At 65.8% G+C, this 16,604-nt stretch carries 12 protein-coding genes; 1 reads left to right on the forward strand and 11 read right to left on the reverse strand.

Features of this window, described 5'->3' with window-relative positions; genetic code table 11:
• Nucleotides 1–5: 5 nt before the first annotated feature.
• From LGN17_RS26755 to LGN17_RS26775, 5 genes are all read right to left on the reverse strand, one after another.
• Nucleotides 6–2,984 carry a molybdopterin-dependent oxidoreductase gene (locus LGN17_RS26755; protein ID WP_226199632.1) on the reverse strand — a complete coding sequence of 993 codons (2,979 nt, stop codon included), beginning with the start codon at nucleotides 2,982–2,984 and terminating at the stop codon, nucleotides 6–8.
• 51 nt (nucleotides 2,985–3,035) lie between these two features.
• Nucleotides 3,036–3,773 carry an OmpW/AlkL family protein gene (locus LGN17_RS26760; RefSeq protein WP_226199634.1) on the reverse strand — a complete coding sequence of 246 codons (738 nt, stop codon included), beginning with the start codon at nucleotides 3,771–3,773 and terminating at the stop codon, nucleotides 3,036–3,038.
• A gap of 139 nt (nucleotides 3,774–3,912) precedes the next feature.
• The gene (locus LGN17_RS26765) at nucleotides 3,913–5,883 is read right to left on the reverse strand and encodes an acyl-CoA synthetase (protein ID WP_226199636.1); all 1,971 of its coding nucleotides are present in this window, start codon (nucleotides 5,881–5,883) and stop codon (nucleotides 3,913–3,915) included.
• Nucleotides 5,880–6,836, reverse strand: coding sequence for a fumarylacetoacetate hydrolase family protein (locus LGN17_RS26770; RefSeq protein ID WP_226199638.1), 957 nt, complete (start codon nucleotides 6,834–6,836; stop codon nucleotides 5,880–5,882). Before LGN17_RS26770 ends, LGN17_RS26765 begins: the two co-directional genes overlap by 4 nt.
• Nucleotides 6,837–6,873: 37 nt before the next feature.
• Complete coding sequence (locus LGN17_RS26775) at nucleotides 6,874–7,944, reverse strand: VOC family protein (protein WP_226199639.1); 1,071 nt, start codon at nucleotides 7,942–7,944, stop codon at nucleotides 6,874–6,876.
• A 470-nt stretch (nucleotides 7,945–8,414) separates the two neighbouring features.
• Between LGN17_RS26775 and LGN17_RS26780 the strand changes: the two genes are divergently transcribed.
• Nucleotides 8,415–9,170: a TetR/AcrR family transcriptional regulator gene (locus LGN17_RS26780; protein ID WP_226199641.1), complete on the forward strand. Its 756-nt coding sequence runs from the start codon at nucleotides 8,415–8,417 to the stop codon at nucleotides 9,168–9,170.
• A 52-nt stretch (nucleotides 9,171–9,222) separates the two neighbouring features.
• Here LGN17_RS26780 and LGN17_RS26785 read toward each other — a convergent pair whose 3' ends face one another.
• The 6 genes from LGN17_RS26785 to LGN17_RS26810 are packed head-to-tail and all read right to left on the reverse strand — an operon-like array spanning nucleotide 9,223 to nucleotide 16,487.
• Nucleotides 9,223–11,316: an FUSC family protein gene (locus LGN17_RS26785; RefSeq protein ID WP_226199644.1), complete on the reverse strand. Its 2,094-nt coding sequence runs from the start codon at nucleotides 11,314–11,316 to the stop codon at nucleotides 9,223–9,225.
• A gap of 14 nt (nucleotides 11,317–11,330) precedes the next feature.
• Nucleotides 11,331–11,930, reverse strand: coding sequence for a LutC/YkgG family protein (locus LGN17_RS26790; RefSeq protein ID WP_226199647.1), 600 nt, complete (start codon nucleotides 11,928–11,930; stop codon nucleotides 11,331–11,333).
• Nucleotides 11,927–13,300 carry a lactate utilization protein B gene (locus LGN17_RS26795; RefSeq protein ID WP_226199650.1) on the reverse strand — a complete coding sequence of 458 codons (1,374 nt, stop codon included), beginning with the start codon at nucleotides 13,298–13,300 and terminating at the stop codon, nucleotides 11,927–11,929. The genes LGN17_RS26790 and LGN17_RS26795 overlap by 4 nt, the downstream gene beginning before the upstream one ends.
• A complete protein-coding gene (locus LGN17_RS26800; RefSeq protein WP_226199652.1) occupies nucleotides 13,297–14,040 on the reverse strand; it encodes a (Fe-S)-binding protein in 744 nt (247 codons plus the stop codon). Before LGN17_RS26800 ends, LGN17_RS26795 begins: the two co-directional genes overlap by 4 nt.
• A gap of 39 nt (nucleotides 14,041–14,079) precedes the next feature.
• Entirely contained in the window at nucleotides 14,080–15,060 is a 981-nt protein-coding gene (gene cydB, locus LGN17_RS26805) for a cytochrome d ubiquinol oxidase subunit II (protein ID WP_226199655.1), read from the reverse strand.
• An 11-nt stretch (nucleotides 15,061–15,071) separates the two neighbouring features.
• Nucleotides 15,072–16,487 (reverse strand): cytochrome ubiquinol oxidase subunit I, encoded by a 1,416-nt coding sequence (locus LGN17_RS26810; RefSeq protein ID WP_226199659.1) that lies wholly within the window; start codon nucleotides 16,485–16,487, stop codon nucleotides 15,072–15,074.
• Nucleotides 16,488–16,604 lie beyond the last annotated feature (117 nt).

Here is a 16,604-nt window from a genome sequence, read left to right on the forward strand (position 1 = left end):
AATCCTCACGCTGCGCGACCGAGCATGAACGCCTCGGCACCGCGCCATTTCTCGACCTGCACCAGGCAGGAATTCGGGCTCATGCTGCTCGTGCCGGCGGTCTGCGGCCGGTCGGGGGTGAGCATGTTCATGCAACCGCCAATCTCGACTTGCTCGCCGTCGACTTCGATCAGCTGGAATTCGGCGCTCGCCTCGTAGGATTTCACTACCCCGGCGTTCACCAGCGGCGAGACATCAGCCGCACAGATCACGGCGCCACGGTCGTTGTGCACCTTGACGAGATCGCGATGGGCAATGCGCCGAATCGCGGCGTCGGCCGGATTGAGCCGCAGCAGCCAGAACCGGTGCCCGGCGATCTGCGCGCGATGATCGTCGACGCTGTTCACCGCGGAACGCTTGCCGTCGCAATGGGTATGAAAGCTGTAGCGGCTGTGGGTGGCGATCAACTGCAGCGGGTAGCGTTGAGCCAGGTCCGAGCGCAGGCCTTCCCACGACGGGATATATCGGTTGAGCGGCGGCCGCTCGGGATTGTCCGCGGTGTGCCGCTTCAGCAGTTCGGGCACGAACTCGAGCTTGCCGCTCGGCGTCTGCAAGCCCCGGCCGAACTTTTCCGCGAACTGCGACGGTAGCGGATGCGGTTCCGGCAGATCCTTCTTCCGGTCTTCCGCGTACCAGCGCATGTCCACGGGATGGCGAAGCTCGGGCTTTTCGGGCGGCACGACGAAGTAGCCCTTGCGGCAGAATTCGCGCCACGACACGTGATCGGGCAGATCCGACGAGTCGAACACGCGCCTGACCCAGTCGAGCTCGCCGCAGCCCTCGGTGAAGACGCCACCCAGGCCCAACCGGGTCAAGATGGCGGTGAAGATGTCGTAGTCGGAACGCGATTCGCCCAAGGGCTCGATGCACTTGTGCTGCATCGTCAGCATCCGATGGTTGACCGTGCCATACCCGTGATGGGCGTAGCCGCCCGAGTTCGCCCATTCTCCGATGTCCCAACGTTCCAGCGAAGTACACGCGGGCAGGATGAGGTCGGCGAACTGGGCTTCGCCTTCCATCCAGATCGACTGATTGACGACGAACTCGATGCTCGAGTGCCGGTAGGCCTGCGTCCAGCGTCCGGAATTCGCCACGGTACTGAACGCGGATCCGCCGTAGCGATAGATCATGTGGATCGGCGAATAGCCGGGCATCGGGTAGGTGAACGGCGCGAATTGGGCTTCCTGCGACATGCCGTCCCACAGATAACCGGTGGCGTGGCCGTCGAGAATCGCATCGGGCATCTGCTGTCGCGGCACCATCTGCTTGACGGGATTCATGGTCAGGATGTGCGGCATGCGCTGGTAGTTGTCCACCGCATTGGCCGTCCACGCCAGGTCGCCTGAAATGCCGCCGTCCGCGTAGCCGGGGAAGTAGAACTGGAGATCGTGCGGGGCGCCGATTTCGAGGCAGCCGAAATTCACGCCCGGCTTGCCCCAGCCCTGCATGGCCATCATCATGATCATGCAGCGCGCCCATTGCGCGCCGGTCGCACCGCGGCCCGCGCCACCGAATCCCGCGCCGGTCATCCCGACGGCGAGATGCACCTTTTTATTTCCCCACAGGCGCGCAAGGGCGCGGGCGTCCTTGGCCGGCACGCCGGTCTCGCTCTCCTGCCACTCTGGCGTCTTGGGAATCCCGTCGGTTTCGCCCAGGAGGTAGGCTTTCCAATCGTCGAAACCGGTCGTGCGCTTCGCAACGTAGTCCTTGTCGTACAAGCCTTCCACGGTCCATACGTACATGACGGCGGTCGCCAGGGCCGCATCGGTTTGCGGCCGGATCGGGATCCAGCGACCGCCCAGCAGCTGGGCGGTCGGATTGCAGTGCGGGTCGATGTGAACGAACTCGATCCCGAGCTCCTTGGCCCACAGGCGGCGCGGTGTTCCCTCGAATCCCGCGTAGGCCCCGTTGGTACTTTCCGGATCGCACGACCAGAAGACGATCATTTCGGCTTCCTTGAGACCATCCTCGAGGCCGCCGTAGCCGGACGGCACGCCGACACGCATCGAGTTGCCGAAATGATGCATGGCGCCCCAGTACCAGCCTTCCCAGCTGTCCGGATTCGCGGCGACCCGGGTGAAGCCGATCAGGTTGGCGAAGCGCGTCAGCGCGCTGAGGTAGTAGCCCACGTTGCCCCACTGGTGATGAGACGACATCGGGAAGGTGATGGAGCCGGGACCGTGAACGCGCTTCTGCCGGTTGATCTCCTTGGCGACGATGTCCAGCGCCTCGTCCCAGCTGATACGCACATAGCCGGACTTGCCGCGGTTCTGGGGATTGCGCCCGCCGTCAGGGTCGAAGTCGACCCGTTTCATCGGGTGAAGGATGCGCTTGTCGGAGTAGACCAGCGACTTGAGCGTCAATGCGTGGGGCGCGACCAGGCCGCGTCGCGGCGGGCTGAAGCGGCGTCCACGTGCCTCGATCACCCAGCTTGGCGCATCCGTATCGTCCAGCTCGATGGGGGTCACGCGGACGATGCGGCCATCCTTGACGTAGACGAACAGAGGCCCGCCGTTGGTACACGTGGTGTAGCGTCGCGTACCGTCGCGCATGGGGGTGCCCATCGGCTGGCCGACGGTGCGCATCATGCTCAGGGTTTGCATGAACCAGACCAGCAGTGCGTCGTCGCCGTCGGTGACCACCTTGAAGTTCTTGGCGGCGTGGACGATTTCGCCCTGATCGGGGCTGGGTGAAAGAAACTTCAGCGCGGTGGCGACGTCCTTGAATGCCATGCGGACGTCGGGGCTCAGGTGCTTGCCGGCGCGCGACCGGATTCGGCCATTCCTGATCTCGATGGCGCGGCCGATGCTTTGATCCATGAGCCCGATCCATGCGACGAGATTGCGCTCCTCGAGACGTTCCCGGTAGGCGGGGAAGCGGCGCGCTGTCAGCTCCAGAACCTTGGGCAACGCAAATAGAATGGTCTTGAGAACCTGTCGTTTCATCGTTCGATCCAATGTGTTGCTTCGATGCGGGGGGGCATCCGGGCGTACCCGTCAGAACGTATAGGCGACGTTCAGGAACACGCTGAGGGGATTGAGCCGGAGCGTCGATCTGGAAACGATCGGCGTGCCCGTCGCGGTCTGTCCGTATAACGTGAGGTGGGTTTTCACGGGCATGTAGTTGACGGAGGTCCCGACAGACCAGTGTCTTGTCAGCGCGTAATTCGCGCCGAGCTCGAACACCGGGTTCCACGACGCGCTGAGCGTCGCTCGTGCCGAGCCGCCCGGCCCGAAGCTGTCGTAGATGAACTGGCTGTTGGTTGCCCGAACCTGCGTGAACCACGTGTAGTTCGCGCCGATGCCCAGGTACGGACGGAATTTCGATGCGGCTGAAAACAGGTGGTAGCGAAGTTCAATGGCGGGCGGCATCGGCCTTGTCGTGCCGAGCGTGCCGTACTTCTGCAACGTCCCGTCGCCGATCAGATTGACTTTCAGCGGCATGCCCAACAGCATGGCGACACCTATGTTGTCGGTGATGTAGTACTCGGTGGTTATTCCGAGCGTATCCGTCGAACTGGCATGTGCGCCGGTGCCGGCCAGTTGCTGATTCACCGTCATGCCGCCCACGCTCTGCACGGTCAGGGGCGTTGCGTCGCCCTGTGGGGCAATATGCAGCCATCCTGCCGATGTCGTAATGCTGCCTGCCGTCTGCGCATCGGCATGGTCGGCAAGCGAAGCCGAGCAGATACAAACCGCCGCGCCTGCGAAACGCATCGTTCGCCTCAACTTCATCTCGTGTCTCCTCTGTCTCGATCCATTTCATGAACTACAACTAATCTGGATACCTTATTGAATGCGGCGGCCTGCTTTCGATGTGTGTGTTATGCAGGCTAGCCGTGCTGCTCTATCGCCGCAGGTCTGTAGCGGTCGGTCAACGCGACCGTATTGGCCGCGCGGCGATCGAGATCGAGAACGCAAACGGAAAGCGCCCCAGCACCAGTCGGGCCGCGGGTTCGAGCCCGGCGTCGCTCAACTCGACCGACACCGACATGCCGCCCGATTCGTTGGTCGTGACGTCGATCGATGCACCGGGGGCGCCGCCCTGGGCCAACGCTTCGCGGAGCGCGTCACGCGTCTCGCGGCGCTTGAGTTCCGGTTTGAAGATCTTGCCGACGCCCGTGAGCGGGATCGCTTCCACGATTCGGACGTGCTTGGGCAGGGCGGCGCGTTCAGTGATCTCCAACTGCATGAACGCTGCCAGATCGTGCTCGGTCGCGCTCATACCCGGCTTGAGCTGAACGTATGCGACCGGCAGCTCGCCGGCATGCGCATCGGGCCGCCCGATTGCCGCGGCGATCTGGACCGCCGGATGCCGATGAAGCGGTTCCTCGATCGCCGCGGGGTCGATATTGTGTCCGCCGCGAATGATCAATTCCTTCTTGCGGCCGGTCAGCCAAAAGTAACCGTCGACATCGCAGCGGCCGAGGTCGCCGGTGTTGAGCCAGCGCTTGCCGTCGCCGAGATCGAGCCATAACGCCTTGTTCTGATCGGGGCGCGTATAGCCGGTGAAAACGTTCGGCCCCGAGATGACGAGCAGCCCGTCCTCGTTCACCGCGCAATCGCGCAGATACCGTCCCGCATCGTCCACGACGACCGCCTTCATCGCCTGGAACGGAATGCGAAGCCCGATCGATCCTAGCCGACGCTCGCCGTTCGGCGGGTTGACGCTGCTCACGCACGTGCCTTCGGTCAGGCCGTAGCCTTCGAGAATCCGGATGCCGGTTTTTTCCTGGAAGGCCCTGAAGACGCCGACGGGCATCGGCGCCGCACCGCACAGGCCGTATTCGAGCGAGTCGATGGCATGACCGTCGGCGGGAATGTCGAGCAGCGACGCATAAAGTGTCGGGACGCCGCTGAAGAAGTTGATGCGATGATGTTCGACGATTTCCCAGAAACGCTTGATGACACCGTCGCCCCGGTAACCCTGCGGTGTGCCGAGCACGACATGGGCGCCGCGCGAGAAAGGCAGCAGGCCGGTCACCATCGCGGCATTGACGTGAAAGAGCGGCAATCCGCAGAAGGTCGTCTTGCCGGGGCCGATGCTGTCGCCGAGGAACCGGCCGGCGCTCCATGCATTCGCCACCTCGTTGCCGTGGCTGCGCATCGCGATTTTCGGCAATCCGGTGGTGCCGCCGGTGCAGAAGAACGAGGACATGTCGCCAGGTTGAATGCGGCGCGCGTTGTCGAGCGCCGTACCGGATTCCCGCGCGATTGCCGTACCGAAGTCGTGGATCTGGATAGGCGCGGGCACCGCGCCGCGCAAACCGTCGTCACCGTGCAGCTTCGTGCATGCGTCACGCTGGAGCGTTCGGGCCGCGGATTGCGTCGCGCCCCGCACGCGATCGGCCGGATTGACCAGCACGAGATGCCGCAGCGGCTCGACCTGGTGAAGGATGGCCGCGACTTTCTGCCAGAGATCGGTGCCGGGAAATGGCGCGAGCGTCACGAGTACGCTGGCACCGGCCGCCTTGAGCAGGCTGCCTATCGCTTCGCTTTCGAGCAGCGGATTGATCGCGCAGACGATGCCGGCCGCTTGCCCGCCCCAGATCACGAAATGCGTTTCGGGAAGATTGGGCAGCACATAGGCGATCACCGAATCCGAACTCACGCCGAGGCGCGTGAACAGGTTGGCCGTGCGTGTGATGTCGCGAACCAGCTCGCGATAGGTCCAGCGCTCGGCGTCGCGGTGCGCGTCGGCGCTCGGAAAGAAGGAGAGCGCGGGGGCGGACGGATCGATGGCCGCACCGGCGCAAATCATCTCGTACGTGCTGGCAGGGAGGTCCGCCGGCAGGCCCTGCGCTTCGATCGCCAGCACGTCGTCCCGGGTCGCGATGCCGTTCATGCCGCTTCGTCCACGATCTCGTTACGTTGCACGCCCAGGTCGATCGTTCCGTCCCGGCTCGCGATCCGGGCTTCGACGATGTCTCCGGCCTTCAGGTACTGCGCGCGTCCCGCTTGCACCTTCATGAACATCTTCCACTTGACGGATTCGGGAAACAGCGCGACGGCCCGCTGCTTGAGCGGCGACGGGATGCTGAGTGCGCAGCCGGCGGGCGTGCCGGTCGCGAGCAGGTCGCCGGCGTGAAGGTCGTGCACGCCCGACAGCTCTGTCAACGTTTCTGCCGGGCCGTAGACGAGGTTCGACGTCGAGTCCTGCTGACGCACCGCGCCGTTGACGGTCAACGTCAGGTCGAGCGCCTTCAGCTTCGGGAAGTCACGCCGCTCGAGCAGGCACAGATACGGGCCGACCGGGCCGAACGTCCGGAAGCTCTTGCCCTTGTAGAACTGCATCTGCGGGATCTGGACATCGCGCGCGGAATAGTCGTTGACGATCACGGTGCCGGCGACGTAGTCGTGCAGGTTCGCGTCCGTGATCTGCCGGCGAGACGCGATGTCGCGTTTGAGGATGAGGCCGAGCTCGATTTCGTAGTCGAGAAACCGGACGTGGCGCGGTTTCACGACCGGCGAGTCGGCGGCGACGATGCAACTCGTCGCCTTCGTGAAGATCATGTTGAACTTTTTCGCGTCCGGATCCATGCCCGACTCGATCATGTGCCGGCGATAATTCGCGCCCTGGCAAACGAATTGCTGGTTGGCCGTTACCGGGGGCAACCACTCCACCTCTTTCTCCGGAATCGTCGGTCCGTCGAGCGCGACGAGCCGCTCGACCGGATTCGCCGCGAGAAAGCTTGCGGTCGTTTCGAAGTCGCCGGGAATCGGCGTGACGGCGCCGTTGGCGACCACGCCCCATTGGGCGCGGCCGTTATGCCGGAAGTGCAGGACTAGCAGTGACATGAATGGGTCTCTCGTGAGTCGAACGGACGGTAGGGGATCAGGCGAACAGCTTCGCCAGGGTCAGCAGCTTGCTCAGCGTCAGGTCGGGACTGCGGCGCAGGTTGCGAAACAGTGCCGCGAGGCTCGACGGCGTGAACCGGGGCTTCGTGAAGCTGCGCGGCATCGTCGGGCCCCACTGCGCCATTGCTTCGCGGCTGACCGCGTGCACGCCCGTCGGCTCGTCGGCCGTGAACAGGTCGCCGTCGCAATAGTGTTCGTGCTTGTCGCCCCACGGGTCCTGCCAGTAGTCGAAGATCTGGCTGCCGAGAATGTGCCGGCCGATGCCCCACGCATGGGTCCACCCGCTGTCGCGAAGCATGCGCTGGCCCATGCCGACGGCATCGGCGTCGACCAGTTCGTACGCGCTATGGCTATAAGTTGGCACGAATCCCTGGGCGAGCGCGAGCGTATGGTGATCGGCCGGCCTGTCGCCCAGATCGAGCCGCAGGAATGCGACCGCAGGGGAGCCGTCCGGCAGCACCTGGACATCGCTGGGGATGAACCCGAAATGCTGCGTGTACCACGCGCAGGTTTCCTGGTAGTCGGCGAGCTCGAGCACGACGTGCCCGAGCCGGATGACCTCGGGTGGGCTCGCCGGCGGCCGCTGCGTCTCGTTGATCCGCACGGGCGCGTCGATCGAGTTGAACGGGAGCGCGGCGCGATGCGGCAGCGTGTCGGCCCGTGTCTGGCCCGCGATCGCGTCGACCCGAAAACCGGACGGATCGGTGAGGCTCACCCGGTGGCCGCTGCCGGGCCAATCCGATGCGTCGACCTTCGACGCGCCGGGGAGTCCGGCGAGCGCTTCCAGATCGGCGCGGCTGTCGACCCGCAATCCGAAGCCGACGAAGCGGGCCTTCGGCGCGTGGCGAACGACATAGCAGAAGTGTGCGGCGCCCGTGCCGCGCAGCAACAATTGCGTGTCGTCCCGCAGCACCGTTCGAAGACCGAAGTCGTTGAGAAAGTGCTCGGCCTCGTCGAGGTCCGGACGATCGAAGATCAAATAGGCGAGCGCCGATGCCTTCGTGGTGGGGTGGGGGTGTCGCGCCGGCTGTGGGGTGGTCAGTTTCATCGAGGATGACGATCAGGCAGGTCGAGTGGCAATCGCGAAGGCAGGCGCCGTCGCATCGAGGGGCTTTGCGCGCGACGGCCGACATGCAATCGCGCCGCCGCGCGGCATGACAGGCCGGCCCGTGAACGTCGCGGTGTCGCTCGTCGATTTCGCATGCGGGCGGCGGGCTTCGTCGCGGGTACCGCGACAGGCCGGAAAGTGGCCCGTTGCGGTGCCGGCCGGCCTGTATCCCGGGATCGGTACGCCGAGCGTCGAACGCAATCCGCGCTCGGGCGACGAGGGCAGGTTGTCGTGAATGGACGCGCTGGCGTCCGTATGCAGATGTGTCTCCACCGTTTCTCCATTCGTCTGTCGATCGGTTCTCGAGGCTTTGTTTCGGCGCCTTTTGTGACATTAAAGTCATAGATGATGATTTTGTCAATGTAGACATTTGAATCTATACTTGGGCACGAACAAGAATCGGAAACGTCATGCCGAACACACCGAATCGCCGGACCCCAAAGCGCTCCGCGCCGGAAGCGTCCACACCCGCGCCCGCGGCCGCCGAAGAGCGCGAGCCGCGCGGCGCGCGCCGCAAGCGGGAGACCCGCGCCCGCCTGCTGGATGCCGCGCTCAGGCTGATGGCCGAGAAGGGCATGGAAGGCGTCGCCATCAACGAAATTACCGAGGCCGCCGACGTCGGCTTCGGCTCGTTCTACAACCACTTCGAATCGAAGGAAGCGATCTACGCCACCCTCGTGGAATCGGTATTCGAGGAATTCGCGGATTCGCTCGATCGTCTGGCCAGCGGCTTGTCCGACCCGGCGGAGATCGTTGCCGTGTCGGTGCGGCATACGCTGATGCGCGCGCGGCGCGAGCCGGTATGGGGGCACTTCCTGATCCGCGAGGGTTTTTCGGCGCGGGTCCTGACGTTCGGCCTCGGTCAGCGCCTGCTGCGGGACATCGAGCGCGGCATCGCCGAGAAACGTTTCGTGGTCGCCGATCCGTTCATCGGCTTCCTGTCGGTCGGCGGTACGGTGCTGACCGCCATTGCCGCCGAACTCAACTTCGTCGCGCCGGGCGCGCCGGCCGCCGGTGTGCTGAAGGAACTGGGCTTCAGCGGAGAGCATTTTCCGGAACGCACGGCGGCAACGCTGCTGCATACGCTGGGGCTCAAGCGCGCGGAAGCCGAGAAGATCGCGAGCCGGCCGCTGCCGGTCGTGGAGGCGGCCGAGACGGCCCAGTGACGCAACGGGGCTGACGCAGCTTCCGGCCGGCGCGCCCGTGGCGCGCGCGATATCAGTCCGCTGGTGGAATATCGCCAACGGCCGCGCCGAACGAGCGTGCGCGTTGCGTCGAGTCGCTTCGGGCTGCTGACTGTGCCAGATCGGTTCTGAACGCAATAAAGCGACGCGTGCGCGAATCGCGAACGGCAACGGCGCGCGCGGTCGCATCGGCCGCCAACTCGACGCTCGACAGTTCTACCGTGGCGAGCCGTTCGCGGCGAGCGGCGCTCATGCTCGCGGCAAGGCACTCGAGCGGCGCGGCGCCGCCGACCGCATCGCGCAGCCGACGGACCAGTTCGCAAGCGTCGTCGATACGGGAACGCGTTGTGCCCGCTTCCAGGCGCATGGCCGCCGACAGCGCGTCGAGTTCGTCGGTCGCGCCGCACGCCTGCCGCCTCGCGGCAATCAGTTCGTCTGCTTCGACGCCGCGCTTCGACACGAATGCACGGACGAGCTCGATGTATTCCGCCACCGCGGCGATCGCCCGGTTCGATACGGCGTCGAGCTTGCCCCGCTCCCACTCCGGCCAAGCGAGCACGCTCACGCCGAGCGCCACGAGTGCGCCCGCGACGCTATTCGCGACCCGTATCCCGGCGAGCAGCCACGGCGATGCGACAGGTGCGCCGAGATACGCGACGAGAATGAAATGCGGCGTGAGGAACAGGATGTAGGACACGTAGCTGACCGGCCGCGCGGAAAAGGTCCCGGTGGCGAGCGGGACGATCGCCAGCGCGAGCAGCGCCATGTTGTGAGACGCGAGCGCGACGCCCGATGCGACGATCGCGCCCAGGACCGTTCCGAATACCCGCAGGCCGGAAATCCTGACGGTGTGCGGCACGGTGGGCTGCACGACGAACAACGTGGTCAGCACGATCCAGTAGCCCTGCTGAACGCCAGGCGCGCGGGCCAGTACCGCGGAGAGCATGGCCGCCACCGCGAGCCGCAGCGCATAGCGCGCGATGCGTCCGCTTGCACGGATTTCCGTCAGCGCCGCACGCGTCGCGAAGCCGATCGCCTGGAATAGGCGCGGCCGTTCGCGCGCGACGGGCGGCGCCGGGTTTCGATCGCCGGCGCGGATATCGCCGATATCGGTGAACGCCGCCACGAGCGTCATGCACGACTGCAGCCAGGCACGCGCGTCGTCGCCGAGCGCCGAACCGTCCGCGCGCAGCGTCGCGCCGCGCATGTCGGCGGCCAGCCTGTTGCGCAGCCGTGTGAGCGCGGCGTCGCAGCCCGGCCGTTCGAGTACCGCGTCGGCATGCGCATCGATCAACGCGACGAGCCGGTGCAGCAACGGAACGAGCAGGGTGGCCGCCGTGGTGCCGTCCGTGGGGCGGTTGCACAGCAGGCTTTCGAGGCCCGCGAGCAACGCGATCGACCTTTCGCCGCCGAGTTGCCACGCCATGGCGGCGGTGCCGGCGCCCATCGGCTCGGCCCGGGCCGTGCGCGTCATTGCGTTGAGTCGCGTTCGCAGCGCGGCGCGATTGGGGCCGCCCGCACGCCGCGGATCGTGTGCGACCGGCACCAGCGCGCGCACGAACGAACTCGCCGCATACAGGTAGGCGAAGGCCGCCCTGCGTGCGCGGGCCGTGTGGCTTTCCTGCCAGAAGCCCACGAGACAGACGACCGCCCACAGGCTTCCGCCGGCAAAGCTCGCGGCATACCGTTCGGGCGCGGGCCAAGGATGCGCGGGAAACGCGGCCGACACCGCGCATGCGGTGGCGAGCAGCAACCCGCGCGTGCCCATCACCGCGCCGCCGAGCCGCGCGAGGCCGCCGACGTAGACCGCGACGCCCGTCAGCGCGACGGCGAGCCACCCGACATCCGCGGCGGTCGTCGCGCACGCGGACGCGAGCGCGCCGATCGCACCGAACCACAACCCCGCACCGGCCCGCGTGCGGATCGATTCGGACGGATCGTCCGCAAGACACGTCCAGAACGCGGCGATCGCGGCCCAGCACAGCGACGGCGCGTGCAGCGTGGCCGCGAGCAGCGCCGGCGCCGCGCAGATCAGCCCGGCCTTGAGCGCTGCCGAGAGCGGCAGGTGATGCCGCCCGTCGCGCCATGCGCGGGCGATCGTATCGCGGGCGCGCTTGATGACACTCATCGCATGCTCCTGCGTTATCGCGTGGCAACGGGCCTCGGCACCGGGATGACGGTGAGCGACCGGATACCCTGCGCGCCGCGCACCAGTACGCCCTCGATGTCGGCGGTCGCCGACGGTCCGCTCATCAGCACCGCATAGTTGGCCGCGAAGAACTCGCTGCGGTGATACGCGTGATGCAGGTTGCCGACGATGTCCGCGGGGTCGAGCAATGCGACCAGGTGCTGCGACAGGTAGCCGAGCGCGTTGACGTCGTATTCCGTCTCGCTGAGCCAGATCGAGCCGGTCTCCGCGACGGCGAACGCCGGGCGCACGATCCCGACGTCGACATCGTTCAGCGCACGCGGATCGTCGATCGACGCGAGGTCGCGGTTGCCGTCGAATTCGGGGGTCGCCGAGCAGAACACGGATGCGCCGGGAAACCGGGAGCGAATGAACGCGTCGAGCGGCGTGCGCTCCGGCAACCCGCACCACGTGCCGCCCAGCCGCGCGAGCGACGTGCGAAACGTATCGACGGCGGGCGGAAGTTTCGTGTCGAACATCGGCACCTGCGGCAGCGGCCGGCGGGCGGGGCGCACTTCGCGCAAACGGGAAAGCATCAGGTCTCGGCTGCTCATTTCTTGTTCCTCTTCAGATACCAGTCACGGAAAGTCTGCTCGGGCGCGTCGGGCACTTCGCGTTGCTTGCCCCACACGTTGAGCGGGTTGTAGAGCACGGCGCGCGGGAGCACCGATACCGCGGTGCCCGCCGTCTTGACGGCGGCGCGATACAGCGCGGGCCGCGACAGCACCTGGCCGGCGACTTTCATCGCCTCCTGCTTGACGAACGGCAGTTCGTGCTGCTCGGCCACGATTTGCCGCCACTTGTAGATTTGCTCGTGGATGTTGATCTTCACCGGGCACACGCTGGTGCAGCTGCCGTTCATCGTGGACGCGAACGGCAGCGAGCTGTACTTGCGCAGGTTGAAGGTCGGGTTGATGATCGCGCCGATCGGCCCCGAGTACACGCCGCCATAGCTGAGGCCGCTGCTGCGGCGATAGACCGGGCACGTGTTCATGCACGCGCCGCAGCGGATGCATTTCAGCGAGTACCAGAAATCGTCCATGCCGAGCCGCTCCGAACGGCCGTTGTCGACCAGCACGAAATGCATCTCGCCGCCTTTTTTCGGCCCGCGGAAGTGCGACGTGTACTGCGTGATCGGCGAGCCGATCGCGTTGCGCGACAGCATGCGCACGAACACGCCGAGATGTTCGAGCTTCGGAATCAGTTTCTCGATGCCGATCGACGCGATATGCAGCGGCGGCACGTTGGCGCTGAGGTCCGCGTTGCCTTCGTTCGTGCACACTGTGATGCCACCCGTTTCCGCGACCGCGAAGTTGCATCCGGTCATGCCTGCGTCGGCGTTCAGGATCAGCGGGCGCGTCGCGTTGCGCTGCGCTTCGGCCAGTTTGGGAATGTTGCTTTCGTTGGGATCGGTGCCGATCTTCTCGGAGAAGATTTTCGCGACGTCGGTCGCGAGCTTGTGCACGGCAGGCACGACGATGTGCGAGGGCAGCTCGTCGTCGAGCTGCTGGATCTGCTCGCCGAGATCGGTCTCGACGACCGTGATGCCGCGCTCTTCCAGATACGGACGCATCTCGCATTCCTCGGTCAGCATCGACTTGCTCTTGACGAGCAGCTTCGCGTTGCGCCGGTTCAGGATCTCGTACACGATCCGGTTGTGCTCCTCGGCATCCTTCGCCCAGTGAACGACGACGCCATTGGCCGTCGCGTTGCGCTCGAACTCCTCGAGGTACTCGGGCAGGTGCGTGAGCGTGTGCTCCTTGATCGCCGACGCGAGCGTACGCAGCGCTTCCCATTCGGGAATGCCGTGCACTTCGGCGTCGCGCGACGTGCGCAGCTCCCACAAGCGCTTGTCGTGGAACTGGATGTGTTTCTCGTCGGCGATGAATTTCTCGGATGCGCCGACGTGGTCTACGCGTTTCATGCTCGTGCTCCGTTCAGGATCTGCGCGATATGGATGAATTTCAGGCCGAGCTCGAGGCGGTCCGAGCAGCCTTTCTGGTGCATCAGGCACGACGAATCGGCCGATACGATGTACTCGGCGCCGTTGCGATGGTGGTCGCGAACCTTGTCCGCGCCCATGCGCGCCGATACGGGCGCCTCCGATACGCAGAAGGTGCCGCCGAAGCCGCAGCATTCGTCCGGGCGGTCGGGCTGGATGAACTCGATGCCTTTCACGCCCTTGAGCAGCGCGAGCGGCTTCGAGAAGAACGGCTCGTCGATCTCCGACATCTTCGCGGTGCGCAGCGCGCGCAGCGTGCCGCAACTGTTGTGCAGCCCTACCTTGTGCGGGAACTCGGCCCACGGGAATTCGCGCACGCGCAGCACGTCGTGGAGAAATTCGACGAGCTCGTACGTGTTCCTGCGTACCGCGACCGCGTCGCGCGTCTGGTCGGCGGCGGTGAGGTGGTCGCGCACGTGGTGCACGCAGCTGCCGCTCGGCGCGACGATGTAGTCGTAGCCGGTGAAGTTCTTCACGAACAGGTTCTCGGTCGCCGCGGCCTGCTTTTCGCAACCGCTGTTGCCCATCGGCTGGCCGCAGCAGGTCTGGTCGAGCGGATAGTCGACCTCGCAGCCCAGGCGCTCGAGCAGTTGCAGCGTCGCAATGCCGACCTCCGGGTAGAACGCGTCGATGAAACATGGAATGAATAGGGCGACTTTCATGGGATTCCTCGGTTGAATGGAACGCTGGAAGCGAATGCGTCAGTGGTACGCGTGCGCGTTGGACACCTTGCCGCGGAACACCGAATACGCGACGTACGTGTAGAACACGATGAACGGCAGGACGAACAGCCCGGCCCCCCAGAACATGAAGGTCTGGCTCGAACGCGGCGCGGCGGCCGCGTCGAGCGTGACTTCGAACGGCACGATGAACGGCAGATACGATGCGGCGAGCATCAGCACCATCGCGATGCATCCGGCGGCGGCGAACAGATAGGCCGACGCACCGTCGCGCCGCGCCGCGGTGGGCACATAAAGGAACGTCAGGCCCGCGGCGACCGGCAGCGCGAACAGCAGCGGATGCACGAGCCAGCGCGTTTCGACGGCGGTTTCGGTCAGCAGGGTCGACGCGAGGATCGACAGGACGAACAGCGCGGTGATCGGCGCGAGCCGGTTGATCGCGTCGCGGCCGATGCGCTGCAATGCGTCGCGCCCCTTCAATACCAGCCAGCCCGAGCCGAGCAGCGCGTAGCCGAGCGCGAGGCTCGCGCCGCACCACAGCGCGAACGGCGAGCACCATTCGAATCCGTTGCCGGCGTAGCGCAGGTGCTCGACCGGCAGCCCCTGCGCATAGGTTCCGACGCACACGCCCTGCATGACGCTTGCGAGCAGCGAGCCGGCGAACAGCAGGACGTCCCAGATGCGGCGCGAGCGGATGGCCTTGTGGCGGAACTCGATCGCGACGCCGCGCATGATCAGGCCGGCCAGCATCATGCCGAGCGGCGCATACAGCGCCGGCAGCACGATCGAATACACGGACGGAAATGCGCCGAACAGGATCGTGCCGGCAATGACGAGCCACGTGCCGTTGCCGTCCCACACCGGCGCGATCGACGCGATCATCTCGTCGCGCGCCTCGCCTGCAAAGGCCGTCAGCATGCCGACGCCGAGATCGAACCCGTCGAGCATCAGGTACGCGACGAGCGCGAACGCGAGTTCGACGAACCAGAACCAGTTCATCATCGAAGTTCTCCTTATCGAATCTTGTGGACGTTCGGCTGCGGTGCGCGCGCCGGCCGCGCCGCGGGGGCATACGTCCGTTGGATGACATGGCCATTCCAGACCGTCAGCACGTCGCCGCTGGCCAGGCCGCGCTGCACGATGCGCACGATGTAGTACACGCCGAAGCAGAAAATGAACGCGTAGATCGCGACGAACAGCGCGAGCGTCGCGGCGGCGAAGTGCGCGGTGAGCCCGGGCGTAAGTGCGTCGGCGGTGCGCAGCACGCCCCACACGGTCCACGGCTGCCGCCCGACTTCGGCCGTGAACCAGCCGGCCAGGATCGCGACGAAGCCGAGCGGGAAGCTGAATGCGAGCGGCCAGAGCAGCCAGCGCCGTTGCTCGAGCCTGCCGCGCCGGGCCACGGCGGTGCCGGCCCACGCAAGCGCCAGCATGACGAGCCCGCACCCGGCCATGACGCGGAACGCGAAGAACGGAATCAGCACGGGCGGCCGGTCGGCGGCGGCGAAATCGGTCAGCCCGACTTCGCGCGAGTCGACGGTGCCGGACGCCACGAGGCTGCCGAGAACCGGCACTTTCCATTCGACGCGATTGCGCTCATGCGCGGCATCGGGAATCGCGAAGATCACTTCGGCGGCCGGCTGCTCGTCGGTCCATCGTCCTTCGACCGCGGCGAATTTGGCCGGCTGATCGTCGTGCAGGTAGTCGCCGGTGAGGTGGCCGAACAGGATCTGCAGCGGGACGAGCACGGCGGCGAGGGTGACGGACATCCGCACCATGACCGTGGCCTCGACCCGGTAGCGATCCTTCAGCAGATAGGCGGCGCCGACGGCGGCCACGCAGAATGCGGTGGTCAGATACGCGCCCAGCAGCATGTGCGGGAAGCGGACCCATACGACATGGTTGAAGATGATCGCCGCCCAGTCGGTCGGCACGAATACGCCGTTTTGTACGACGTATCCGACTGGATGCTGCATCCACGAGTTGTTGACGAGAATCCAGAATGCCGACATCGTCGTGCCGGCGGCGACGAGGATGCACGACGTCAGATAGAACCACGGCCGCACCCGGGGGCGGCCGAGCAGCATCACGCCGAAAAACGTGGCCTCGAGCGCGAACGCGGTAAACGATTCGTAAGTGAGCAGCGGCCCCTGGATCGGGCCGCTTGCGCGGGACAGCTCGCTCCAGTTCGTGCCGAACTGGAACGCCATCACGATGCCCGAGACCACGCCCATGCCGAACGCGACGCCGAAAATCTTCAGCCAGAACTCGAACACGCGGCGGTACACGCGATTGCCCGTCGCAACCGACATGGCCTCGAGCACCGCGAGCCACGCCGCCAGCCCGATGGTGAACGACGGGAAGATGATGTGAAACGAGACCGTGGCCGCGAACTGGATTCGGGACAACAGGAGTGCCGTTGCTTCCATGCGTACGCTCCATTGCGAGATTGCGTTGCAATGGAGTGTCGGCGTCCGGCATTTCTCGTGCGTTGCAGATTGCGGCTGCCGTGTTACATCTGAAATCGAACCGGCCGCCGACGGCGG

This window comes from Burkholderia sp. AU30280, assembly GCF_020420125.1.
In the GTDB taxonomy this organism is placed as follows: Bacteria; Pseudomonadota; Gammaproteobacteria; order Burkholderiales; family Burkholderiaceae; genus Burkholderia.